General features: G+C 56.8%; 11 protein-coding genes and 2 pseudogenes. 4 read left to right on the forward strand and 9 right to left on the reverse strand.

Annotated elements, in window-relative coordinates:
- Positions 1 to 2 precede the first annotated feature (2 nt).
- Positions 3 to 820 (forward strand): annotated as a pseudogene (locus tag NLM15_RS07390) (IS630 family transposase).
- 989 nt (positions 821 to 1,809) lie between these two features.
- Here NLM15_RS07390 and NLM15_RS07395 read toward each other — a convergent pair.
- Complete coding sequence (locus tag NLM15_RS07395; protein ID WP_254116343.1) at positions 1,810 to 2,070, reverse strand: hypothetical protein; 261 nt, start codon at positions 2,068 to 2,070, stop codon at positions 1,810 to 1,812.
- Between the two features lie 220 nt (positions 2,071 to 2,290).
- Between NLM15_RS07395 and nifA the strand changes: the two genes are divergently transcribed.
- On the forward strand, positions 2,291 to 4,108 hold the full coding sequence (gene nifA, locus NLM15_RS07400) for a nif-specific transcriptional activator NifA (protein ID WP_254116344.1): 1,818 nt from the start codon (positions 2,291 to 2,293) through the stop codon (positions 4,106 to 4,108).
- 479 nt (positions 4,109 to 4,587) lie between these two features.
- Here nifA and NLM15_RS07405 read toward each other — a convergent pair whose 3' ends face one another.
- The 8 genes from NLM15_RS07405 to NLM15_RS07440 all read right to left on the reverse strand — a co-directional run bounded on the left by NLM15_RS07405 (position 4,588) and on the right by NLM15_RS07440 (position 15,161).
- The gene (locus NLM15_RS07405) at positions 4,588 to 4,821 is read right to left on the reverse strand and encodes a hypothetical protein (protein ID WP_254116345.1); all 234 of its coding nucleotides are present in this window, start codon (positions 4,819 to 4,821) and stop codon (positions 4,588 to 4,590) included.
- Between the two features lie 507 nt (positions 4,822 to 5,328).
- Positions 5,329 to 6,066, reverse strand: coding sequence for a transglycosylase domain-containing protein (locus tag NLM15_RS07410; RefSeq protein ID WP_254116346.1), 738 nt, complete (start codon positions 6,064 to 6,066; stop codon positions 5,329 to 5,331).
- 1,263 nt (positions 6,067 to 7,329) lie between these two features.
- Positions 7,330 to 8,871, reverse strand: coding sequence for a class I adenylate-forming enzyme family protein (locus NLM15_RS07415; RefSeq protein WP_254116347.1), 1,542 nt, complete (start codon positions 8,869 to 8,871; stop codon positions 7,330 to 7,332).
- 327 nt (positions 8,872 to 9,198) lie between these two features.
- Positions 9,199 to 9,870: a hypothetical protein gene (locus tag NLM15_RS07420; protein ID WP_254124169.1), complete on the reverse strand. Its 672-nt coding sequence runs from the start codon at positions 9,868 to 9,870 to the stop codon at positions 9,199 to 9,201.
- A 33-nt stretch (positions 9,871 to 9,903) separates the two neighbouring features.
- On the reverse strand, positions 9,904 to 10,653 hold the full coding sequence (locus NLM15_RS07425; protein ID WP_254116348.1) for a hypothetical protein: 750 nt from the start codon (positions 10,651 to 10,653) through the stop codon (positions 9,904 to 9,906).
- 945 nt (positions 10,654 to 11,598) lie between these two features.
- Positions 11,599 to 13,206, reverse strand: a complete 1,608-nt coding sequence (locus tag NLM15_RS07430; RefSeq protein WP_254116349.1) for an acyl-CoA carboxylase subunit beta — start codon at positions 13,204 to 13,206, stop codon at positions 11,599 to 11,601.
- 1 nt (position 13,207) lies between these two features.
- Positions 13,208 to 13,711, reverse strand: a complete 504-nt coding sequence (locus NLM15_RS07435) for a biotin/lipoyl-containing protein (RefSeq protein ID WP_254116350.1) — start codon at positions 13,709 to 13,711, stop codon at positions 13,208 to 13,210.
- A gap of 1 nt (position 13,712) precedes the next feature.
- Positions 13,713 to 15,161: an acetyl/propionyl/methylcrotonyl-CoA carboxylase subunit alpha gene (locus NLM15_RS07440; protein WP_254116351.1), complete on the reverse strand. Its 1,449-nt coding sequence runs from the start codon at positions 15,159 to 15,161 to the stop codon at positions 13,713 to 13,715.
- 1,499 nt (positions 15,162 to 16,660) lie between these two features.
- Here NLM15_RS07440 and NLM15_RS07445 point away from each other — a divergent pair.
- Both NLM15_RS07445 and NLM15_RS07450 read left to right on the forward strand, forming a co-directional pair.
- Positions 16,661 to 17,029: a hypothetical protein gene (locus NLM15_RS07445; RefSeq protein ID WP_254116352.1), complete on the forward strand. Its 369-nt coding sequence runs from the start codon at positions 16,661 to 16,663 to the stop codon at positions 17,027 to 17,029.
- 2,082 nt (positions 17,030 to 19,111) lie between these two features.
- A pseudogene (locus NLM15_RS07450) lies at positions 19,112 to 22,252 on the forward strand (efflux RND transporter permease subunit).
- Positions 22,253 to 23,958: the final 1,706 nt, after the last annotated feature.

Below are 23,958 nucleotides of genomic sequence, written 5' to 3' on the forward strand. Positions count from 1 at the left end.
GCATGACCCGACCTCTTTCCCTGGATCTTCGCGAGCGTGTGGTGACGTCGGTTTTGGCGGGCGAGAGCTGCCGGTCTGTGGCGGGACGGTTTGGTGTTGCGGTCTCGTCGGTTGTGAAGTGGTCGCAGCGGCGGCGGGCGACCGGCTCGGTTGTGCCTGGCAAAATCGGCGGTCACCGCAAGCTCCTGCGCCGGGAAGGGCTGCGGTTTGAAAAAACCACTGTTCGCGCTCGAACAGGTTCGCGCCGACGCCTCTCGTAAGCGCCGGCGTTGGCGATCCTGGCAGGCCGGATTTGATCCGGGCTGGCTCGTCTTCATCGATGAGACCTGGATCAAGACCAGCATGGCCCCTTTGCGGGGCTGGGGCCCCAAAGGGGCGCGCCTGCGCGGCTTCGCCCCGCACGGTCACTGGCGTACCCTCACATTCCTCGGCGCACTCCGCCATGACCAACTCACGGCACCTTGCGTCTTCGACGGCCCGATCAACGGCGAATGCTTTCGCGCTTACGTGAAGCATCTTCTCTCCTGCCAACCGTGCGCGAGGCGACATCGTCATTCTCGACGATCTCGGAAGCCACAAGTCGAGAGCTGTCAGACAGATGATCCAGGCTGCTGGCGCCAGGCTCTGGTACCTGCCGCCATACTCGCCCGACCTCAACCCGATCGAACAGGCCTTCTCCAAGATCAAACACTGGATGCGGCAAGCTCAGAAGCGCACCATCCAGGACACTTGGCGCCACGTAGGTCACCTCGTTCAGGACATCCAGCCTCGCGAATGCGCCAACTACTTCGCCAACGCCGATGCTTCAGTCAAAATTTGAAACGCTCTAGTGCGTTGGGGAGAGCTGAGGGCGACGCAGTGATTCCGGCAGAATGTTTGCTGGATGTACCTTTTGGGTAGGGGCAGACACACGCGTCTTTCGCGTACAGGCTAGTATGGGACCGGCGGTGTTGCTCCAGTAAACAACCAATGCGCCAAAACAACCGTCAACGTCGGACCACACCCAGCTCGGGTCCTTGTAGCTTGAACTTGTTGGACCACCAGTTCGACGAACCTGACGTATAAGGCTAGCCACGTCCGATCAGCAGAAGTTGCGAGCATCCTGCCATGAGGCGGTGGTAGCATGCACCAGACGCTCGTTGTCCATGGGCTCGCTACTGCGGCCGAGTGGCGTCAATTGGGTCGAGGGACGATAGATCGAAATGTGCCGGCAGAAGCCAGGTTCTCAGGACGCGCTGACACAGCTAAGACTTTATTTGCCTGCGCATCGATCGGCGATCAAACTTAAAACGCGTGCCAGTGGCTCTGATCTTCGTTCAATTTGGCTGACAAACGACAAAATGCCTGCTTCAGGACGCATTGAAGTGTTTCCGACACAAGGGACCGTATTTCCCTAATTCAGCGAACAGGAAGCAGACCCGCTATGTCGTCAACCCGCTAAGCTGTTTGGGAGCGCGGCTTGCGCAATCTTGTCGGCTTCGCAGTGCACTGGCCCAAATCCTGCACGATCTACGCGTAAATGGATGCGGCAAGGGCAACATAAGATGCGTTTGAGTTCTGGACATGTTTGCCAATGCTGCGCTCCTGTCTTGCGCGGACGTCAATATCCCTTTCACGTCGCTGTGACTCGCGTGCAAATGGAGGCCGAAACACGCTTCTGTCGCCTAGGCGTCGCGGCTTCGGCCGGATGTATCGGTAGAATGTGGCGGCCCACTACGATCTATAGAGCGGTGAACGCTGCCGCTCCGCATGACCGAACTCGAAAGGTCCCGGCGTATACGGTTGCTGGCGTTGTGCAGCGCGTCCGTCTCAGCCGAAGGCCCGGATGGCGCGCCGCTTACATTGTCGATAACGCCAGTCGAAATGTGGAAGTAGGCCGTCCGACATCAGTCCTCTGGCGCCATTCTTGTCGGCATCGCGGCAACGCTCGGTGTTCTGACCGCGTCTTTGCAGCGCGAAGTAGTTGCTCGCACGCAATCGCTCGTAGGTTGGCATGTCCAGCTCAAATAGCCTGAAGCGCAATGGCGAGAAAGCGATAAGCAAATCGTTTTCTTGAATGAAAGAAATCACGTCAGTGTCTCAATTCGTAGCGTAGAACATATGTGACGACATGTGCATACGACGAGATGCCGCTAGCCCCGTGTTGCACTGCGCTGATGGGTTTTCAATGAAGTGTCTGCTCGACTTTGGGAAAGAGTGCGAATCGAATGAAAGCCTCTTGGTTACCGTCGTGCCATGAAAAGGTGTTATCTCCCACCGCTATCGGAGTTAGCGCGAAATCGAGAGTGAGATGCAAGACAATGTTTCGAAGTTCGAACTAAGTGCAAGCAAGGAGACGAAGGGCGGCGTCGACGTTGTCACGGTGCAAATTGCTTCCGAATGCGAATGGCCCGGCTCGGAAGGCGGGGTGAGTTATCCCGTGGACCTGCCGTTGAACGAAATCGCGCTCCGAGGAGTGCTCGAAATATCGAACATGCTCGCCAGTCCCTCGCGGCTCGAAGTCGCGCTGGCAAGCGTCATCGATCTGCTGCAGTCCTCTCTGCAGATGCGGCACGGTGTCGTCTCTCTCCTGGCAGACGATGACGTCGCGGAGATTGCGGTCGGAGCGGGCTGGAGCGAAGGAAGCGATGAGCGTTACCGCATGCGCCTGCCCCAAAAAGCGATTGAGCAGATTGTCTCCACGGGCATGCCGTTCGTGGCTGAGGACGTTGCTACTAATCCGGCGTTTAGCGCAGCTGACATGGAAGTGCTCGGCGCATCCGATCACATGCGGCTGTCGTTCATCGGGGTTCCCATCGGCGTCGATGGAAAAGTGGTGGGCACGCTATCCATCGAACGTTTGCCAGACATCGACGCGATGTTCCCGCTGGATTCCGATGTCCGGCTACTCACCATGATCGCCAACCTAGTTGGGCAGGCGGTGAAGCTTCATCGCCTGGTAGCGCGCGACCGCAAGCGCCTTATGGCCGAGAGCTATAGATGGCAGAAGGAACTTCTTGAATTTAAGCAGCAAGCGCGAGAACGGAAGAGAGTTCACATCGATGGTATAATCGGTACCAGTCCAGCGCTGCGGGGACTGCTCGACAAGATCGCTGTGGTAGCCAAGTCGAACGCTACGGTCTTATTGCGGGGTGAATCGGGCACGGGCAAGGAGCTGGTGGCCAAAGCAATTCATGAGCTATCCCCCCGCGCCAAGCGGCCGTTCATCAAAATGAACTGCGCGGCGCTGCCCGAGACAGTGCTGGAATCCGAATTGTTTGGTCATGAAAAGGGAGCCTTTACCGGCGCTCTCAATTCACGCAAAGGACGCTTTGAGCTCGCCGACAAGGGCACTCTGTTTCTGGACGAGATCGGCGAGATCTCGGGCTCGTTTCAGGCGAAGCTGTTGCGGGTTCTTCAGGAGCAAGAGTTCGAGCGGGTCGGTAGCGGCCACACCATGAAAGTTGATGTCCGCGTGATTGCTGCAACCAACAAGGATCTGGAAGGGGCGGTGGCAAAGAACGAGTTTCGCGCAGATCTCTATTATCGCATTAGCGTGGTTCCTTTGCTGCTGCCGCCCTTGCGCGAGAGGCGCAGCGACATTCCGCTGCTTGCGACTGAGTTTCTCAAAAGTTTTAACGGCGAGAACAGCCGTACGTTAACGTTTGATCCGAGCGCCATGGAAGTGCTGATGAATTGCGGTTTTCCGGGCAATGTGCGAGAACTCGAAAATTGCGTGCAGCGGACTGCGACACTTGCCCCAGGGCCATTCATTTTTAGGAGCGATTTTGCCTGCTGCCATGGTCAATGCCTTTCTGCCCTGCTGTGGAAAAGCGGATTAGGTGAACCGAAGCCGCGGGCGGCGCTAAGTGGTGAGCAATCGGCGAAACCACCCATGTCAACCCCTGACGCAGCTTCGTCGATTGCCGTTCTGGCTCCGCCTGTCGAGGCTACGTCGGCCGATCATGCGGTCTTGAGTGGTGCGAAACTGACGGATCGCGAGCGCCTCATTGCTGCAATGGAAAAGTCTGGCTGGGTGCAGGCGAAGGCAGCGCGTCTACTCGGACTAACGCCGCGCCAAATAGGTTACGCGCTGAGGAAGTATGGCATTGAAATCAAACGTTTGTGAGCAGCCGCTGGACTAGGTCTCCAATCCTGGACCCGAGCGTGCCAGAATCTGCGATGCTAGAGGACTTTTAGCCAAGTTGGCTATTGGACGACACTCATGCCACGTAGGTGTCAATGAGATACTTGGTGATCCTTTGCTATTTCGGCGGTCGAGGTCGCTATGACTCTTCCATGCCGGCACGGGGCCTGGAGTTTCGCTGAAGAACTCGTCTCTCGAAATGCTAAGCGAGCCGGCGCGGTTGTTGAAGTCGTTGTAGCGGCAAGTTGCTCCCCGTAAATCAGATCTTTGTGCCGGAGGATCAGATCATCCGGGGTGCAGACAAAGTCCCACTCTGGCCGTGTCCTCAGTGGACGGTACAGATTGGGAGGAAGGACAGAGCATTGAGAGCTGCAATTACCAGGGCTGTAGCCCTGCGGAAGGGCGAAGATGAGAGCAGTTGGAGTTGCGGCCCAAGTTCGCGGCCTCCAGTGAGCGCGACGCTATGCCTCGGGGCGTCGTCCCAGTTCGGTTCGCAGATTGCAAATAGCGCTGTTGGCCAGATGCAGTACGTTCTTCTCACCTGTTCTCAATGAACGTTCCAGGTAGACTCGCAAGCGAGCGCGCAGCAACGACTCCGCATTATGCGTCAAGAATGGATCTTTCTCAATAAAACGCCATGACTTCTCAAACGCCACGCGGACCAGAGTCTCGTGCTTGAGTGAAGTGTGATCCATGAATACTAAACTCCAACAGATTATCCGAGCAACGGCTCGCCGCTGGTCAGAAATGGTAGGTCGCAAGCGGGCCCTTAACCGAGCGGATCATCGATAGTTATTCAGCTCTTAGGACGCGATTGCTAATGGTCTATACAGGTGTTTGTTGAAGCCATGATGACCGCGGCCGTGCAAAGTGTCGTCAGAACTTTCGCTAAGTGCGGTGTTCTATTAAACTTTAGAGAAGATTGTTGCCCTCACGTGATGGAAATCGATTCCAGCGTGTGACGGCCATTGCTTTCGTTTTCTCCAGATGCACCGAGCATTCGGAAACGCGCGAAAAGGTGGTTGTTCGATGCGTGATGGGGCCACCTGCTGTTTTCGCCTACGTCGATAAGGGCTTCAGAGCGGGTGCCTCGGTCCCCAGTGCCCGAGGATCTCTGAGCGACAATGCTAATTCGGGGAATTCACCTTGCCTCTTACGACTACTGTTGCAGCATTGGAGCGTGCTGAGCACTTGATCTTCAGTCATGAACCCGGTTTTCGACCAGGTTGTCCAGCACCGCGTTGGCGAGCACGCGCAGCGGTCAATTCGAAGTGAGGGGCATAACTCGTCGGCGCCTGGATCAGGCCGCCCTGCCTCGCAGCTTCAGCGAGATTCACCTGACGGGCCGGCTTATTGAAGTAAAAGCGGGCGGCGCCGTCGACACCCAGCGCATCACCACCCAGATTGACGCAGTTCAGGTACAGTCTCAGGACTTCATCTTTCGTCAGGTTCCATTCTAGCCAGGCCGCAAGCAAGATCTCTTTGACCGTGTCCTCGATACTGCGCTTAGGGTTTGAAACCAGACTCCGGGCGAGCTGCCGGGTGATCGAAGAGTCGACCTGGTGAACGCGATCGTTCTGCGTTATCATCAGGAAAGCGCGCAGAGCGCCCGCAAAGTCGATGGCGAATTGGTCGTAGAAGTCGCGGTTCTCGGTTGCGAGCATGGCCTTGATCAGCGCGTCGGGAAAGCCCTCGAGAGGGACCGAAACGCCATGGTCAACCGTTCCGCGACCAATCGGAAGACCGGCCTGGTCAAACAGACACGCTGTGACACTGGAGGCCTTTAGCCAATCCTCTTGCAGAGGAGCGCGAATAGTGGAGACCGCAAATGCCATCGCTAGAATCAGTCCGCCAAGAACGAGGGTCAGGACTTCCGAAAGGGGCTCGACCAGCAGCCAGCGCTGCCATCGCCTGAGAGAGAGGCGGTCTAGACTGGTCAAGTAACGCCCATGTAATGGGCGCTTTCTTGCGAGGAAGACTAGGACGGAATTGAAAAAAGGTTCGCGATCCGACAAGCAGTGCAGGATCGTGGTCCTCCAGTTCGGCGGTATAATCTGACCCACGTCAATCTCTTTCAGTTTTTACTATCTGCACGAGCCTTTGAGGACGCGAAGTGGCGTTGCTGAAGCGCCGCGGCAAAACCTAAGGCGATAGTGGCTCGGTCATTTAATGTCCGGTTAAGTGCGAGGTTGACATATGCAACGCGTGACCCGCTGGGTCCAAAGGCGCTTGCGGCCGAGTGTGTACTGGTCGAGAAGGATCAAATTGCGATGAATGTGCCAGCCATTCGGTTGTGCACCTCTCTGATCCGGCGATGACAACTCGAAATGCAGTGAGTGAACGTGGGATGGATCTTGAGCGCCATATTTAACGTCAGTTCACATATTTGCAGAGAATTCCGGACGCCGGGCCAAGGGTCCGGAGAAAGGTACCTTGGAAAACTCAGACTGTTCAAATCGATCGGCCATGGTGCAAGAGGATCGGGGACCAGAACAACCGGAAAGCTGCCCGAGCTGCTGTTTGTTCGAGCGCCCTTTCGTACCGAAATACCAGGCATCGATGGGTCCTGTTGTCTGATGTGGAGTCTGCCCTCGAATCGGCGAGCACGTTCGGCCGCCCACATAGGCGGCAAGTGTGGCGCCTTCGCGCGGTTGCTGAAGCGACAAATCGGCAAAACCTGACAAACGTCACAAGTGCATCAGCTTTCGTGCGGAAAAGTTGGCGAGGTTGTGTAACCGCTGCCGTTGATCTGGTCCGTGGCCAACGGTGTTTCGGGAGCGAGACGAAGTAGCCCGGAGGGAAAAGCGGTTGGCCCTGCGCTATATCGGCGCCTAGCGTAATGGCCCGCCACTCAAGCGAAACCCCTTGAATTTTGCGGCAGGCGCGAGCTGGCGCAAACTAACTAATCAGCGTGATAGACGCCAGTGCTGGTATACCGAATAAGTCGCATAAGCGGCACTCCTGCACGATGTCTTTCATTTGAGACGCCAAAAGCAAGGCAAGCAGCAGGCAAGCAAGGGCAGACTTCGGCAGCTGAAGACGGTGCAAACGAGCCGTCAGCCGAAGTCATGTTGAGGCAACGGGTCGGCTTTTCCCATCAAGTGCGCATCGCGTGAGAGTTAGGCGCGCATGGCGCGGCCGCGCGCGGGTGAGCATCATTGGGGTGGCACAGGAAACGGTGCAAGCAAGCGAGGTTTCGATTGTCAATCGCTGAAGTCTTGCTCGGCTGATCGAGCATTGAGTTGTTTGAGCAAAGTATGCTGAATCTTGCCCAAGGCGGTTCGTGGCAATTCTTGCGTGAAAATGACTTCCCGCGGCACTTTGAAACGCGCGAGATGCGATTGCACATGTGTTAGGAGTGCCTCCGCGCTAATCTGGGCTCCGGATCGCTTGATCACATACGCGACCGGTACCTCATCCCATTGCGGATCCGGCCGGCCGATGACGGCGCACTGTGCAACATCAGGGTGCTCCAAAAGTACACGTTCGACTTCTGCCGGATAGATGTTTTCGCCACCAGAAATGATCAAGTTCTTCTTACGGTCATGAACCCAAAAATAACCGTCGGCGTCGCGACTAGCGATGTCGCCAGTACGATACCAGCCGTCATGCATCACTTCACGCGTGGCGGCTCGATCGCCCCAATACTCGTGCAAAACGTTGGGCCCGCGCACTGCGATCTCACCCGGCGTCCCCGCGGGCACCTCGTTACCGGCCTCGTCCATGACGATCGCTTCGCAGCAAAGTCCGGGTAGGCCGGTCGACCCCTCCCGCGAAAGGTCACCCCCGAGCCTCGTATAGATCGCAATGGGGCTCGTTTCCGTCGAGCCGTACACCTGGAGTACGGTCACCCCGCTTGTAACCAAGCGATCAATCAGAGGCTGTGGCACGGTTGTCGAGCCCACCGAGATGGCTTTCAATGACGACAAATCAGCCGTCGACCACCTATGGTCCCCTGTCAAGGCCTGGATGATCGCAGGCACCAGGACGGTCAAAGTCGGCCGATCGTGCTTGAGTGCGGCAAAGGTAGCGTCAGTCGTAAACCTTGAGTGGATGGTGACAGTCGCGCCAAGATGTAGTGCTGGCGTCGTCTGTATGTTGAGCCCGCCGACGTGGAAAAGTGGTAATACGGCGAGCACGTGGTCGTCGGATGTGAGGGCGTGCATATGCTGACTCATCACGCCGTTCCAAAACAGGGCTTCCTGGCGCAGCACAGCTCCCTTCGGCCGGCCTGTGGTCCCTGAAGTGTAGACGATCAGAAGCGGGTCACCGAGGTTCGCGCAGGGGTCGTGGCATCTGTCCCGCTGTATCTGATCCAATAGGTCATCCCAGGCGCTGGCTCCGGGAGCCGCAAAGTCGAGGCCCACAATCGCAACCTGGGGCAGTGTCTCTTCTAGAATCGGCAGAACTGCGCCAAAAGCTAGCTCAACAACCAGAACCTTGGCGCCGACGTCGGATAAGATGAAAAGCTGCTCGGTGAAGGCCAGCCGCCAATTTAATGGTACCAATATCGCGCCGAGCCGCGCGCAAGCGTACAGGAGAACGAGATAATCGGGGCGGTTGAGGCCGAGCAGTGCGACGCGATCGCCTCTGTTGACGCCGAGCGTAATTTTCAGAGCCCGAGCTGCACCGTTGATGCGTCGACTTAGGTCGGCGTAAGTTAAGGTCTCACCCTCGAAGTGGATCGCGGGCTTGTTAGGAGTAAACGCTGCGTTGCGCTCAATCAGTGTGCAGAGATCGGCCATTCCTCATCCCTAAATGTGGTTCTTAGCTGCTCATACCCGGGGCGTCGAACCCGCGCTCGTCTGCGCGCCTATTTGAAGGTCGGGATTGTGTATCACCTCTGTGAGGCTGACATAGCCAAACGACGGTCTCGCAAAACTGCACAGCGAAGGCGTTCGAGACGTACGTTATTCGTCGTACTGTCTTTGGCTTTTTGGTGTGCAAAGTGTTGTCTAGCTTAGGTTTGGTAGGTCGCGACCCCCGGGTCAGATCATGCCCGACTCTGAATGAGGACCTTACATCTCGTGAAGCCGATCGACCGCATTTCCCGTGTCGGCGTGGGGCACGGCTCAAAACGAACACTGTGGTATCACACTCAACTCGAGATCACGAAAGACGGTGTAGCTCCGCCGAATCCACTGGTGCAGTTCGGTCGACGAATCCTTCTCGTGGCGTAGATAGCCGGTGAAAGACAAGCCAAATCTGCGAATGTAAGTACTCAGAAACACCGGAAGCGCCGCGAACCGGAGCAAGCGGCCCCGACCCATCGTCTCGAACAATTCGCCGCGGACCACGAATTCGTTGTGAACGGTAATCAAGATGCGTGGCGGTACCTGCCACCGTAGCATCTCATGGGCGCGCGCTGAGACGCGGTCGAGGTCAGCTACGAACATGATGATTGGTACCACGTTGTGCAGTATCGCCTCGCTCACGAAGTCGATCTCCCCACACATCTTGAAGAACTCGTCGAAAGCGTGGAAGCCAAGGTCGATCACCTTAGCCACGCCATCATTGAGAATCAGTCGATCGACCAGCTGCATCTTGCCATAGGTGTCCATGACATCTGCTGTCTCAGTGATGGCGGGTAGGTAGTCGAGCAACGACGGCTCCTTCAGGTTGATGTCGAAGGAGAGCACCGTACCGTTCTTCAAAAGCAGGAACTCGCTCAGGAGCCGCGCGATCAGCGTCTTGCCGACCTGCGGGCTCGCAGAGCAGATGATGTAGACCGGAGTTACCAAGATTGCGATCCAGTGGGGCGTAAAGTCCTTGAGGGACTATCTTTCGCCCTCGCGGGTTACCGAATTGGCGCCGGCGAGCTCTGTCAGGTTGATGCGATCGTACTCGCGCCAGACATTGGCGAGCCAATGCCGGACGTACCCACGCAGCACAAAGGAGTAATTCTCGGTATCATCGTGCGGTCCTTTATTCGCGACGAAGCTGACGAACGGGACGGAAGCAACCTCAACCTGCTCGTAGGCCATCTCGTTGAGTTTTGGGATCGTTAGATCGGTCGCGTCTTTGATGCGGTGAAAATAGGAATTGTACGTAGACTGGTCCCATTGGAAGAACTGCGTGTCGTTGATGAAGTTCTTGACCAGGAAGTATTTTGCGCCGCCCATGAACTTGCTCGTCTCGGCGATCTCATCGAGCGAGGCGATAGACGATCCCAAGACATGGAATACGGCAAAGGTGATTTGGCCTGATCGCGCCGCGTCCAAGAAGCCTATATCGCGCAGCGACGCGAGGGCTGGAGACATCAGTCCTGCGCGCACGTCGATCACGGTGACGGATAGGCCCGAGTTCAGCGTGTCGAAGATCTTCATCTGGTCCGCGGTCCTCGTCATATCCACGATGTCGGTGATCGCGGGGTGGAAGCGCTTCAGCGTTCCGCGAGGCGACTCGGTATCAAATGCGCGGGTCTGAACGTTATTAGCGCTGAAATAGTCAAGCAGCGTTCGAGATACGGTCGTTTTTCCGACCCCACCCTTGTCCGCGCCAACCACAATCACAACTGGCTTTGCCATTGAACTTCCCTCATGATTTTCGTTCAACCCGTTTGACCGCGGGACCCCGCGATCAGCATTTCTCTGATCCCGCTTTCGATGCAAAACACAGCGGGAGCTAGTTCGATTTGCGAGATATCGACGGTGGCTATTGTTGGTAATGACGCCGCCTATTGCCCGGTTGGCATCGCTCGCATCTTTGGATCGTGTCTACGTTTGAGTTGCTTCGTGACCATCAGAACATTTTCTCCGGTTGGGGCATGTATGCGGCAGCAATAGTTGTCGTGGTGTGACCTGGAATCGGCATTGTCGCCTGCATCCCGTGAAGAGCTGCATTGACCGAGAAGGGGGCCCGCAGCGACAAATGGCGCTTGTCATGATTCGTCCATTCTTCGAAGAAGACCTGGATGCGTCAGCTATGGTCACGCAGACGCGAGTGGAAAATTAATCAGGACCCACCTGCGGGCGAGGTGCTGGAGAACTGTTTCGAGCACTGGCTCGCTCGTACAGCTTCAGGCGCGTCGGATGGTCAGGCCCGCTTTGTCAAACGCCGCGAGGACCTCTCTTGCAACGGGCAGAGCGTTCCCCTTGTGCTCACCCATCAGGCGAGACGCCACGACGTTCGCGACTATGGCGTATGCTCTCTCGCGCTCGGCCAACTCGCCTTCGACAAAGGCACCACAGGCCTTGCAAGCGATCACCGAACGACCGCTCCAGGGATCATGCGACGCGGATTGATCGTTGGCATGACACTTCGGGCACTGCATGGTTCGTACTTTCGGCATTTCGCGGTTTGTGAGCGTGTTCTTGTCAGGAAACGAGTGCGGTTCGTCGGAGGGAGGTGGCGCGTCGGATCGATTTAAGACGATCGGCCAAGAGGAGGGATCTCCTCTCTTGTCCGAGAAAATTCGTCCACACGATGGAAGGTGATGTTGTGTAGGCTTCTGCATTCCGTCAGTCTCGGCGCTACATTCTGAATACGCCATAATGTGGCGCATCAATTCGGGTATTGAGCGAGGCGCTCAAGGCGATCGAGAGCGCGTTTCTGGTATCTACGGGATCAAGAATGCCGTCATCCCAAAGCTCGGAAGTTGCATAGTAAGAACTCGATCGTTTTCGGTATTCTTCCAAGATTGGCTCTCGAATGGCTGCTAGTTCTTGGTCAGTCAAACGCCGGCCTTTGCGGGCCAGTTGCCGTGCTTTGACATGGGTGAGCACGCCAGCCGCTTGCTCCGCCCCCATGGCCGAGATCTGAGATTGCGGCCAGGAAAATACAAACCGTGGATCGAAGGCTCGACCAGCCATTGCGTAGGTCCCCGCTCCATGGGAACCGTTGCAGATCACTGTGAGTTTGGGCACTGATGTTCCAGAGACGGCCATGATGAGCTTGGCGCCGTCCTTGGTAATGCCTCGCTGTTCGTATTCCCTTCCCACCATGAAGCCGGTGGTGTTCTGCAGGAACAGAAGGGGCGTTCGGTTTTTGTCGCAGAGTTGGATGAAGTGAGCGCCCTTTAGGACGCTCTCGTTCTGCAGCACGCCGTTGTTTGCGATAACGCCGACCTGATAGCCATGGAGGCGCGCGAACCCGCATACCAGGGTTTGGCCGTAGCGTGGTTGGTATTCATGGAACCGGCTACCATCAACCAGCCGGGCGATGATCTCCCGCATGTCGAACTGAGTGCGAGGGTCCTTTGGAAGGATGCCGTACAGCTCGGATGAATCGTAGGCGGGTGGCTCCGAAGGGGATCGGACAACCGCTTCCTTCGTTGGACGACTCATGCGAGCGACCAGCTCCCGCGCAATGGCAATCCCGTGCATCTCGGAGGTCGCGTAGTAGTCACTCGTTCCCGAGACGCTCGTATGCATGCGCGCACCACCAAGCTCCTCGGCAGATATCTCCTCTCCGGTAGCGGCTTTTACGACTGGAGGGCCGCCGAGAAAGATCGCTCCGGTCCCCTGCACAATAATGTTGTAGTCGCTCAGCGCCGGTACGTAGGCCCCTCCCGCGGTGCAGTGCCCCATGACTATCGCGACCTGAGGGACGCCCATCTTGGAGAGCATTGCTTGGTTGCGCAGGATTCGACCTGCGTGATAGCGGTCGGCGAAAAACTCTGCTTGCAGAGGCAAGAACCCGCCAGCGCAGTCGCACAGATGGACGACGGTCAGGCGGTTCTCGATCGCGATATCCAATGCCCGCACGATCTTCTTCACGGATAGCGGATACCAAGCGCCGCCCTTCACGCTGGCGTCATCTGCATGAACAATGACCTCACGACCTGCTACGATGCCGATGCCGACAACCTGCGCTGCGCTTGGTACCTCGCCATCATAGGCGTTGTTGCCAGCCAGAGTCGAAAGCTCGAGAAACGGAGTTTCGGGATCAAGCAGCGCCTCGATCCGATCACGAACGAATAGCTTATTTTTCTGCCGCAGACGCTCAGTTTTTCGAGCTGGTCGGTCGAAGCGAGCGGAACGCTGGCGTTCTTTCAGCTCGGCCGCAAGCTGTCGGTTGTGGAGCTCGTTGATGCGAAAGTCTTGCGAGCGGGTGTCCGCCCGAGAAACAATCCGCTGCATGTCAGCGTCCTACTTCGGAAATCGTAACGAGCGCGCAGTCTCGCTCGAAGCTTTCGCCGACTTCAAAGTGAACGCGCTCGACAACGCCGCCCCGAGAGGCGCGTACGACAAACTCCAGCTTCATGCTCTCGACCAACATGAGGATCGCGTCCGCGGAAACAACGTCGCCACGCGAAACCTTGGTCGCGATAACGACACCGGGCATCGGTGCGCGTGCTACAAGGTGACCCGGCTCCTCGTCTGGGCAGGCAAGCGTTCGTAATTGATCACGGTACGTCAATATGTGCGTTCTGCCACGGATATGCAGGTGAACAATATCGCCGTCGATTGCGAAGTGGACCGGAACGGTATCGCTCGCAATGACAAGAGTACCGCTGCCGTTGCGTTGATGTGAAAACGTAACCGGCGAAATTGCCTCGTCCTTCAAGTGAAGACGATAGCCGTGCTGTCCAGGTGAGAGCCACAGTTCATAGTTCTCGACACCAAGCGCAAAGGAATGCTTCATGTCAGTTTCTCCACTTGCCGAGCTCTGCGTGAAGCAAGGGCACGGCGTCGGCCGAATCTCGAACGGACCTTGTCAGCAGTGCAGCGGCTGCCAAGACGGCTGGGAGGTCGCTCGCAGACTGGCTGACGGCGAGGTGCGGATTCTCGTCCAGATACCCGGTATGGATCTGTCCGCTCAAAAAGGTCTCGTCTGCCAGCACACGCGCGAGAAAGTCTGCGTTTGTTTCGCAACCAAGAAGCACCAACTCGCGCAACACGCGCTCTGAGATCAATGCGGCGGCACGGCGTGTGGTCGAATGTACCACGATCTTTGCGAGCATGGGGTCGAATGCTGTCGTGATCTGCTGACCTTGGACGATGCCGCTGTCAATTCGCAGGCCCTCGCTCTGCGGATACTTCAGCACTAATATCTTGCCAGTCGTCGGAGCGTAGCCGCGCTCAGGAGCTTCGGCATATAGCCTGGACTCAATTGCGTGGCCTCTTGAGACGATATCGGCTTGTGAAAACGCAAGAGAGTGACCCGCAGCTATGCGGATTTGTTCGGCAACAAGGTCGACGCCGGTGACCATTTCGGTCACGGGATGCTCAACTTGAAGTCTGGTATTCATTTCAAGGAAGTAGAACTCGTTTCCATCAAAGATGAATTCGACAGTTCCTGCACTTCGATAGTTGGCGCTACGAGCGATGCCGACCGCTGTATCACAGACCCGTTTCCGTAATTGTGGCGACAAGGCAGGCGAGGGTGTCTCCTCAATGATCTTCTGGAACCGGCGTTGCACGGAGCACTCCCGTTCGAAGAAATGGACCACATTTCCGAAGGAATCCCCTAGCACCTGCACTTCGATGTGGCGCGGCCGCTCAACATATCGCTCGACGTAAAGCCGACCGTCACCGAAGTACCGCAACCCCTCACGGCGTGCTTGAGCGATCGCGTCATCAAGGGTGTCCATATTGCGAACGATCCGCATGCCCTTGCCGCCGCCCCCCGCGGAAGGTTTTACCAGCAGGGGTAAGCCAAGCGCTCGCGCTCTGGAAGTGAAGGTCTCTGGATCGTCGTCTTCAATAGCCGAAGGTGCGACCGGAAATCCATTCCGCTGAACAAATCTGCGAGCGTGGACTTTATCGCCCATTAGTGCGATGTTTTCGGAGGTGGGCCCGATGAATGCGATGCCTGCACTTGAAACGGCGCGCGCGAACTCCGAGCTCTCCGACAGAAAGCCATATCCAGGATGCAAAGCACCGGCATTTGCTCTGCCGGCCGAAGCGATGATTTGCTCGGCATCCAGATAGGCTGCGAGCGGGGAGCAGCCGTCTATGGCGATTGCAGTGTCCGCCATAGAAACAGCAGGCGTGCCAGAATCGACGTCGTGGTAAACGATTGCTGATCGTAACCCTAACTTACGCAAGGTTTTGATGATGCGCAGAGCAATCTCGCCCCTGTTGGCGATCATAACTGTATCGAATGGGAGCGTGTGCATGCGCCTATTCATCCAAACAACGTCGGATTCCCGACGCGAGGGCTGGTGGGTCCAAAAGCAAATACCCGCGCTAGTCGGATAAAGGCGAGACATCAGTGACAGCTCTTCGGATCAGGTTGCGAGCGACGCCGCCGCGACCCTCGAAGCTACGCGAGGCGGCTATTTCGGGCCGTCTTTTACTTTCGCGCTGTCCCGTGCTGACATTATGTAGCGACACTGGTCACTCAAGCTGGCGAAGTTGGTTCGGAGACAAGCAGTGATTGCCTCGACATTTGGTATGACGCTGCTGCACAGCCGAAACACGTCCGCGGTGCAGGCCCGTCGCTCCTGCTCTGTCCCTGTTTGGTCTCGGGCGACGGAGCGCTCGGATATCAGAGCGGTCGAAGCCGAAAAAACTAGGACAGCTGCTGCATGTTGACCTGCTCTAGAGGCCCAATGCGAGAGGGGGCGATGCCTTCGAGTCACGATATCCTCTTTGATAGGTATTTGGCGCCGTGTTGTACGTCGTGCAGGACAATCAGCGGCTTTGTTAAGAAGGGAGGCCAAATGGGCAGAGTTGCCACGCTCGTGGCGGCAGACGCATTTCGATCTACTGGGGGGCTGGTTCGAGCAATCGTCAAAATCGCTGCAAGTTGAGCGAATATGTATCGGAACGCGACAAAGGAGAGTCAATTACTACTCGCGCTCGAGACGCACTGCACGTCCATTATTGTCATCACGACGTGCTGTGTCGGTCTCTGCCGAGACGCCTGGAGCGGTGGCGTATCGGATGCAGGCGCAGTCGGAAATTCACCGTATAGAGGGGATCGGCAAACGCACTGTTGGGTGAGAGATCGTGCGGGGTAGGTCTGAACGAGCTGAGACATTGGCGATCCTTGAGCTACTGGAGACGTTGGCCTTTCCGGAACCGCCGCCACTTGTTCGAGACCGTACAATGTGACGCTACGTACGATACAAGCCTCTAAGCGGCGCGCCTGACAAAATTGTGTGGATTGGTATGGCGGCGGCATCATTCGCAATGTCGAGAGCGCAAGGCGACAAAGGAATGAGAGACGATCTCGTGGCTCACCACGCCGAATCGCGGAGGGCCGTGCCGATTTCGAGAGATCGCAAGGCAGAAGCGGACCTCAACTGATCCGTCGCCAGGAGGGCGCCATCACGGGCGGGCCTAAGACAAGAACGTTCCGTTCTCCGTCCATCCGCGCCGATTGGACGAAAACGGCCGGGGATAGGCAGAGACGATGGCGTGAGAAGCGGTGGCGCTTGCGAGGCGAAGCGAACAATCCGCTGTCGGGTAACGTTGACGTCAGCAATTGCCGCGTCGCCATTGGAAGGCGACTCCTCAGGCTGGCCAATGAGAGTAGTGCCGCCGATGGAGCCCACTAGATTTGGGAGGCATCACAAGAATTGGCTTGAATCTCACGTAACGTCACGCCGTAGATGTGGAGCGCAGAATATGAAGGGTACGCACCATGCCTCAGCCCATGTTCCAATTGCACACGCTGCCCACCAGCATCATGACGCCCGCAGCCGATTATCCCCTAGCTGACGAATGCGGCCGACGTAAGGACGACGAACAAGAGAAGGCGCAAAAGATATGGGCCTATTGCTTCTCACCTTATGATCGGATCAAGTACATCCGCAAACATCGCGCACAGTTTGGGTTTGACGGCTACAGTCAGATGATCGACGTCGTGCGGGGGCGCTGCTTCACCGGTTGCGCGTCGGAGCTAGTTAACTGGCGCGATCGATTCAGAGTAAGGGTGTGGCGCTTCGTCTTATCGTTATGCGCTGCCACATGGTTAGCCATTGTTCTCCTCGCGATTCGAGCAGCCAGTTGAACTTTCGCAACTTGGGGCGCTACGAGCAAGCGTACTTTACGCACTGGTGCTGGGTCGATAGAGCATCGACAAGGAGGCGGGCATCTGTGATCCTGCAGATGCGTGGCATTTCGTCCTGCCTAGAGTTCTCCCTACGATGTTCCCTCTATCGTCCGTCGGGGCAGAACCGCCGGCGGCGCCCGGAATCAGTCCGGCCTGGCAGGGACTCGGCGATTGGCTGGCAGAACTAGATGTCCGCGATCTGCTGATGGCCATCTTGGAAAGTCTCGAGCCGTCCACATTGATGTGAAGGATGATTGATATCTGTTTAATCGCATCAGTTTGGATTCTTTAGCGTGAGGCGCCGGCAAGTGGCCGATTAGTGTCATCAAGCAGCAGCGACAAGGGCGATTATAAACTTAATAAGAAGACCCAGCTCAATTTGTGAAATAGATGAGCGTCCTAAAACAAGTTTGGCGATCTCTGTCCGGTTGGCAGGAGTTCGCATACTTGGTGGAAGTTCCAAGACTGCATTATCAAAAAATGTCCCCAGAGGCGAAAGCTGTTCGGGCTCGTACAGTGCACCATGGTCCTGTTCGATACGGTTCGCGCCCCCTGCTATGACAGCACCGTCGGCTTGTTCGTTGAGTTCCGGGCAAATGCCGAGTTTCGCCGCTACCAGCTCGCTTGTGAGTGCATTGAGGAGTAGAGTCGCCTCAAGCGCGCTCTCGTCATCGCAGATAAGTCTTGCAACCTCTTCGACTTGTAGCTCTATCCTCTGCTTAAGGTATTGAACCCGCGAATTGCAGCTACGAACGTGCCGTGGATGTTCTCCAGGCGATCGTGCAGGGGGGGTACGTGGATCAGTATCAGCCTTCCGTCGAAGTGAGTGTGCGAATTTGCGTAGGGAAAGAGCGAAGTATCGAAGGAGTTGCGTAAAGAAGCAAAATGCCATCACTCGATATGCTTGGTTCAAGCGCTCCAATGCCCTAGAGTTTACGGATCCGTACGCTGTCATAGTCATAGCTGCCTCATGCATCGTTCTGGCGCACGAATTATCCTTTTGCGATGGGGCGGCCTCCAGCGCGCGGGTGGCTGCCTGCCTACTGATCGCTGAACCACCGTGCGTAATGCCCTTCCGGAGCTCAACGTTGAGCGACGAGCAAACGGGGCGATCTCGTGCGGCTGCACTTAACAGTCGACGAAAAATCCTCACGACTTCCTCCGACCCCAAGCTCAACCGCCGCTTTGAGTAGCAGCGTTTAATCGGATCGGTAAAATAGATTTCTATGATGGAGCGCATTCATTTTATGGATGAATTGAGGGGCGAACAAGGCATCTAACACATTGAGCAATAGGATTGCTCTCGCATGGATGTCTGCTCCAGTTTCTCAAGTGTTCGACAATTCGCGGTCATGCTCGTCGGCTTCTTCGTAGGATTAGCCGCCCGTGGAATGGATCACGGTTGGATTGTCGGGGACGACCAGGATCGTTATTAGCCGCTAGAATGCATTTGAGAGACTGATCCTCTTGGCGCCGGGATCACCGCGCAAGTCTCGCGCAGTTCCTGTCGGCAACCTTAGTATAGGTTTAGCAACCAATTCTATATCGCCCCGCTTACCTTTGTAGGGTCGAGACACCTGTCGAGTTGTTCTTACTTTCGGGCGTCGCAGCGGGATAATTCGAAGCAATCGGCGTGCGGCACAAAGCTGACATCTGACTTGATGCGTTTGCTGGAGGCTGTTACCTGCCATTGAAGCGTGAGGACGAAGTTGGAAATACGCGAATCGACTTCCGCGTCAGAGCTCCATCAACGCTCTGTTTCTGCCTGCTGAAGCCAGATCCAGATGAACGTGGATATTGGCTGCTGCGACGTGACGGGCCTCCGAGCGTCCTCTTCGGGTTTCTTCAGGCGCTCTGTTCTAGTGTTTCGAGCCGGCCACCGGGCGATTGACCCAGTGGAGGGAGAGGTGTTGCGCATGAACACGAGCCTTTAAGCAACGATCCTGCTTTACTCATGCTGCGGGCATAATCGCAGTCGCCGCATTTATCACTGTGGCGGTGGCCCGAGTCTGCTTGCGAGCTGATGTCAGTCTCTTGAATCTGAGCGTTGCGACGGCATTTACCGAACTTTTCGTCAAACGTCCGGTGCTATCTGTCGCCGTCAGTCTTCTGATCCTGCTGATAGGCCTTCGCGCGGCCACCGTTTTGCCGATTCGGCAATATCCCAAGCTGTCGAACACGGTCGTCAATATTACGACCTCCTATCCGGGCGCCTCCGCTGACATGATTCAGGGGTTCATCACGACCCCATTGGAGCAGGCGGTCGCTTCGGCCGAGGGCGTCGACTACACAACCTCCTCCTCAGTGCTCGGTACCTCGACGATCCAAGTCTACATCAAGCTCAATTTCGATCCAAACGAGGCGCTCACCGAAGTCCTCTCGAAGGTCAACTCGGTCAGATACTTAATCCCCAAGGAATCGAACGATCCGGTCGTCGCCAAATCTACCGGTCAGACGACAGCTGTCATGTATATCGGCTTCTCCAGCGAGGAGCTAACAGCAAGCGCGATCTCCGACTATCTCTCGCGCATGGTACAACCGGTTTTGTCAACCGTAGACGGCGTCGCAGCGGTAGACATCCTGGGCGGCCAAAGCTTTGCGATGCGACTATGGCTCGATCCTGCGAGAATGTCAGGGCACGGCGTATCACCGGCTGATGTTTCGGCTGCAATCGCCGCCAATAACTTCCAGGCCGCAGCCGGCCAGGCCAAGGGCTATTTCATCGTCTCTGACGTGACGGCCAATACTGATCTGCGGAGTGTCGATGACTTCGAGAGCATGGTCGTCAAAGCCAACGATGACGGCTTTGTTCGCATAGAGGACATCGCGACAGTCGAGCTTGCCGCGCAGACCGCAGACGTCAGCGTCGCCATGAACGGCGAACACGCAATTTTTATCGGCGTGCAGGCGAGCCCTCAAGGAAATCCGCTGAACATAGTGCGAGGCGTTCGGGCATTGTTTCCGGAAATGGAACGCAACATGCCGCCATCGGTGAAAATGAAAGTGGCCTACGACTCCCCAAATTCATTCAATCGTCGATTGATGAGGTGGGAAAGACGCTCATTGAGTCCGTCGCGATCGTTATGTCGTGATCTTTCTGTTCCTCGCCTCGCTGCGGTCGGTCATCATTCCCGTCGCCACCATGCCGCTGTCGCTCGTTGGTGTCTGCAGCATGATGCTGGCACTTGGCTTTTCATTAAATCTCCTGACCCTCCTTGGTGCTTGCGATCGGCCTGGTCGTCGACGACGCGATCGTCGTGGTGGAGAACATTCATCGCCATCTGGAAGCAGGCGCGACGCCCACGCAGGCCGCTAGGGAAGGGGCGCGCGAGATCGTCGGCCCCGTCGTTTCGATGACGATTACACTGGCCGCTGTCTACGCGCCCATCGGGTTCCTCGGCGGCCTCACCGGTGCGCTGTTTCGCGAATTCGCGTTTACGCTGGCGGGATCTGTGATCGTGTCGGGTGTGATCGCGTTGACGCTGTCCCCGATGATGTGCGCGGTTTTCCTGAAGAGTGCTGAGGAGGGGCGGTTTGCAAGATTCGTAAACCGCGTGTTCGGCGCCATGACACGCTGGTACGGCCGCAAGCTCGACCGCTCGCTCGACTATCGCCCGGTTACCGGGTTGTTTGCGCTGACCATGCTAGGTCTCGTCGGTTTTCTTTACATGCATACGTCCAAGGAACTCGCACCCGAGGAGGATCAGGGCATCGTATTTGTACTAACTAAGGCGCCCAAATACGCGAATATCGACTACCTCGACTATTACGCCGTAAGCTCGACAAGGCGTTTCAGAAGTTTCCCGAGACCGACTTGCGTTTCGTGAGCGGCACCAGCGGTGCGCAGGGTGGCATGGCCGGCATGTTGCTCAAGCCTTGGGACGAGCGCAAACGCTCATCGATCGCGCTGAAGCCGTTAGTGCAGGCGGAGCTGTCCAAAAATGAAGGTACCAATGCATTTGCCTTTAGCCTGCCGCCGCTTCCGGGTGGTTCGGGCGGCTTGCCGGTGCAGATGGTGATCAACTCGACGCTGGGTTTTCAGTCCATCTATGAGCAAATGTCGAAGCTGAAGAATGCCGCGCGCAAGAGAGGTCTGTTCATGGTCAGCGACTCTGACCTTGAGTTCAAGCAGCCGGTGGTACGAATGAGGGTAGATCGATCTAAGGCAAATGGGCTGGGCATCACCATGCAGAACATCGGGAGCGCGGTTGCGACCCTACTTGGCGGAAACTACGTCAACCGCTTCAACCTAGAGGGCCGCTCCTACCAGGTGATCCCATAGGTGTCGCGCGAGCACCGCCTGACCCCGGAATCACTTGGGAAGTTTTATGTGAAGGCTGCATCTGGCGCGATGCTGCCGCTGTCAACTGTGGTCTCCATTGAGACTAAGATCGATCCTAACGCGCTCACCCACTACAATCAACTCAACTCCGCAACCTTCCAGGCCGTACCGATGCCCGGCGTCACGATCGGTCAGGCTGTGGACTTCCTAGACGAAAAGGCAAAGGAGCTGCCCGAAGGGTACAATCACGACTTCCTCGCCGATGCCCGCCAATATCTGAGGGAAGGTAACCAACTTGCCATCACCTTTGCGTTTGCAGTCGTCATTATCTCCTTGGTGCGTGTGGTGCAGTTCGAAAGTCTGCGCGATCCTTTCATCATCATGGTCAGCGTGCCGATGGCAATCGTCGGCGCCTTGATCCCGCTATTTTTTGGTGCGGCGACGATGAACATCTACACTCAGGTCGGATTGCTGACACTGGTCGGGCTGATTTCCAAGCATGGTATCCTGATGGTCGAGTTTGCCAATGAGCTGCAGCTCAATAAGAGACTTGATCGTCGCTCGGCCATCGAAGTGGCGGCGCGCGTCCGACTCCGTCCAATCTTGATGACCACTGCGGCGATGGTCACGGGCCTTTTACCTTTATTGACCGCAACGGGTGCTGGCGCCGCGAGCCGCTTCTCGATCGGACTTGTGGTCGTAGCGGGCATGGCTATCGGCACACTGTTCACGCTGTTCGTGCTGCCGGCCGTCTATGTCGCCATCGCGCGGATCACCGTCTCGAAGCGAGCGCGGGCCAAGCCAAGAAGGCCGCCGAGCTCGTCCTCATAGACGGCTGGTCCACCTCGCCAAGCGATGACGCTGATGATCAGCCCGGGTTCGCCCGATTGCTGCTCTAGATAAGGGGGCTGCTCACCGATTGCGTGACGTGACCACACTGAGGTGGTTGCAGTTCGCGGCGCGGACGAACACGAAGGTGATCTGCGGCTGCTGCGCTTTGCCTCAATCTATCGCCTGCCCGAGGAGAGCGACTGAGTATGGTGGGCGCGGTTCGAACGCGACGCGCATGAGCAATAGCTTCGAAACCGACAGCGCGAGCGAATGCTGCGCGTGCAGGCGAATGGTGCCGCCCGTGACTCAGCGCTCGTCACAGCCCGGCGACTCATTCGGGCAAATTGAGTTATAAGTCCGATAGGTGGTCCTCAACTTGATCATCAGCGCCGTCGAGGCGCTAAGCGGAGCAACGAGGTACCCGAGAGTCAGCATGGCCAGATCTGTCTCAAATAGTATGGTGGTCGGCTTACGAGAGTCGGGTCCAGGATTGGACCCGAATAGTCCGGAGCGACTGCAGTTCACCCTGCCCATAGAATCTGACGTCGTCTATCCCACGGTGCATATGGGCGCGAAGAAGAGACTAGGCAAGCATCAGTTGGTGATTGGGGCGTGGGCTCACTAAGCGCAGCCAGCCATTGGGATATACAAAGCGAGTTGGTCGAGGGCAGTTCGTTACAAGTTAGTCGTAGCGTGTCACCACCGATGGCATTGCTCCTTCCTTCATATCAAGCTCTCTTATCCACCCGGCATCGTAGCCCCTTAACCAACCTGAAGACGGTCCTCCGGGCAAACCCGAGCTTATTGATTCGAAAACGTCAGATGTTGAAATTGGCTTTTTCCGGCCGGTCCTGGCTGTAACAAGGCTGGTGTAGCGTTTACCGTGCGGCTTGGCTGGCGACCATGCGCGATCCGCCCGTCGAACGACGCTGGGGAGGTACTGCACTGCTGTCCGTCGGGCCGCACGTTGCCGTCTCTCACCGCTCATTCCGCGCCTGGCTCGGCCGAACAACGCGCGTGGCGCCAAGTTAGAGCCTCGACTGGGAGAGTCCTGTGATCACAGGCGCCGCATCCTGCTCTTCGTTCTTTGTGCACAATCGTCTCGCCGCGTATCGTTTATCTCCACCTGGTGGGCGTCAGCGCTTGCCGCGGCTCACATGGGCGCAGGGCGCATGGTTCCGCTCAGCTTCCGCGCATACGCTCCAGAAGCACAAAATCGCCAACGTCACCAAATGATCCACTGTGTAGATATGGCCCATCAACACAATCGATTTTACCATTTTTGCAGGACGTCGCATAACAAAAGCGTCGGTTCGATCCTATCACGATGGTTATCGATCTTTGCCTAGGCAGGAAAAAACATTCTCCGTATACGTCGCGTGTCAAGCCGCGCGCTCGTTCAGTCTGGCCGCGCTTTTCGATGGTCTCTCAGCTAACACTGGCCGTTCGCGGCGATCGGCGGCAGCCAAAGGGCTGGGCGTTGGTCGCCAAATCCTCGCGCCGACGAGCATCAGGCCGAGTTCCTTCCCTGGGTCAGTCGAACGGAAAAGGCAACGCCAGATTTCATTCGTAAAGGATTTATGGCTAGCGGCGAATGCCCTCGCCGCAAATGGACCGTCGGCAGGAGCCCTCCCTCTGCCGACGGAAGTCGGCGCGGCGTGCAGTAGCGTTCCGAGGCTGACTTCTGCCGGGCCATCAAAAGTGGTCGGGCTTCATTTTGTGCGGCGAGTACGAGCGATAGCGTCGAGCCAGCTATGCGCTTCATTTTGACAGC

It is taken from the genome of Bradyrhizobium sp. CCGB20, from assembly GCF_024199855.1.
GTDB lineage: Bacteria > Pseudomonadota > Alphaproteobacteria > Rhizobiales > Xanthobacteraceae > Bradyrhizobium.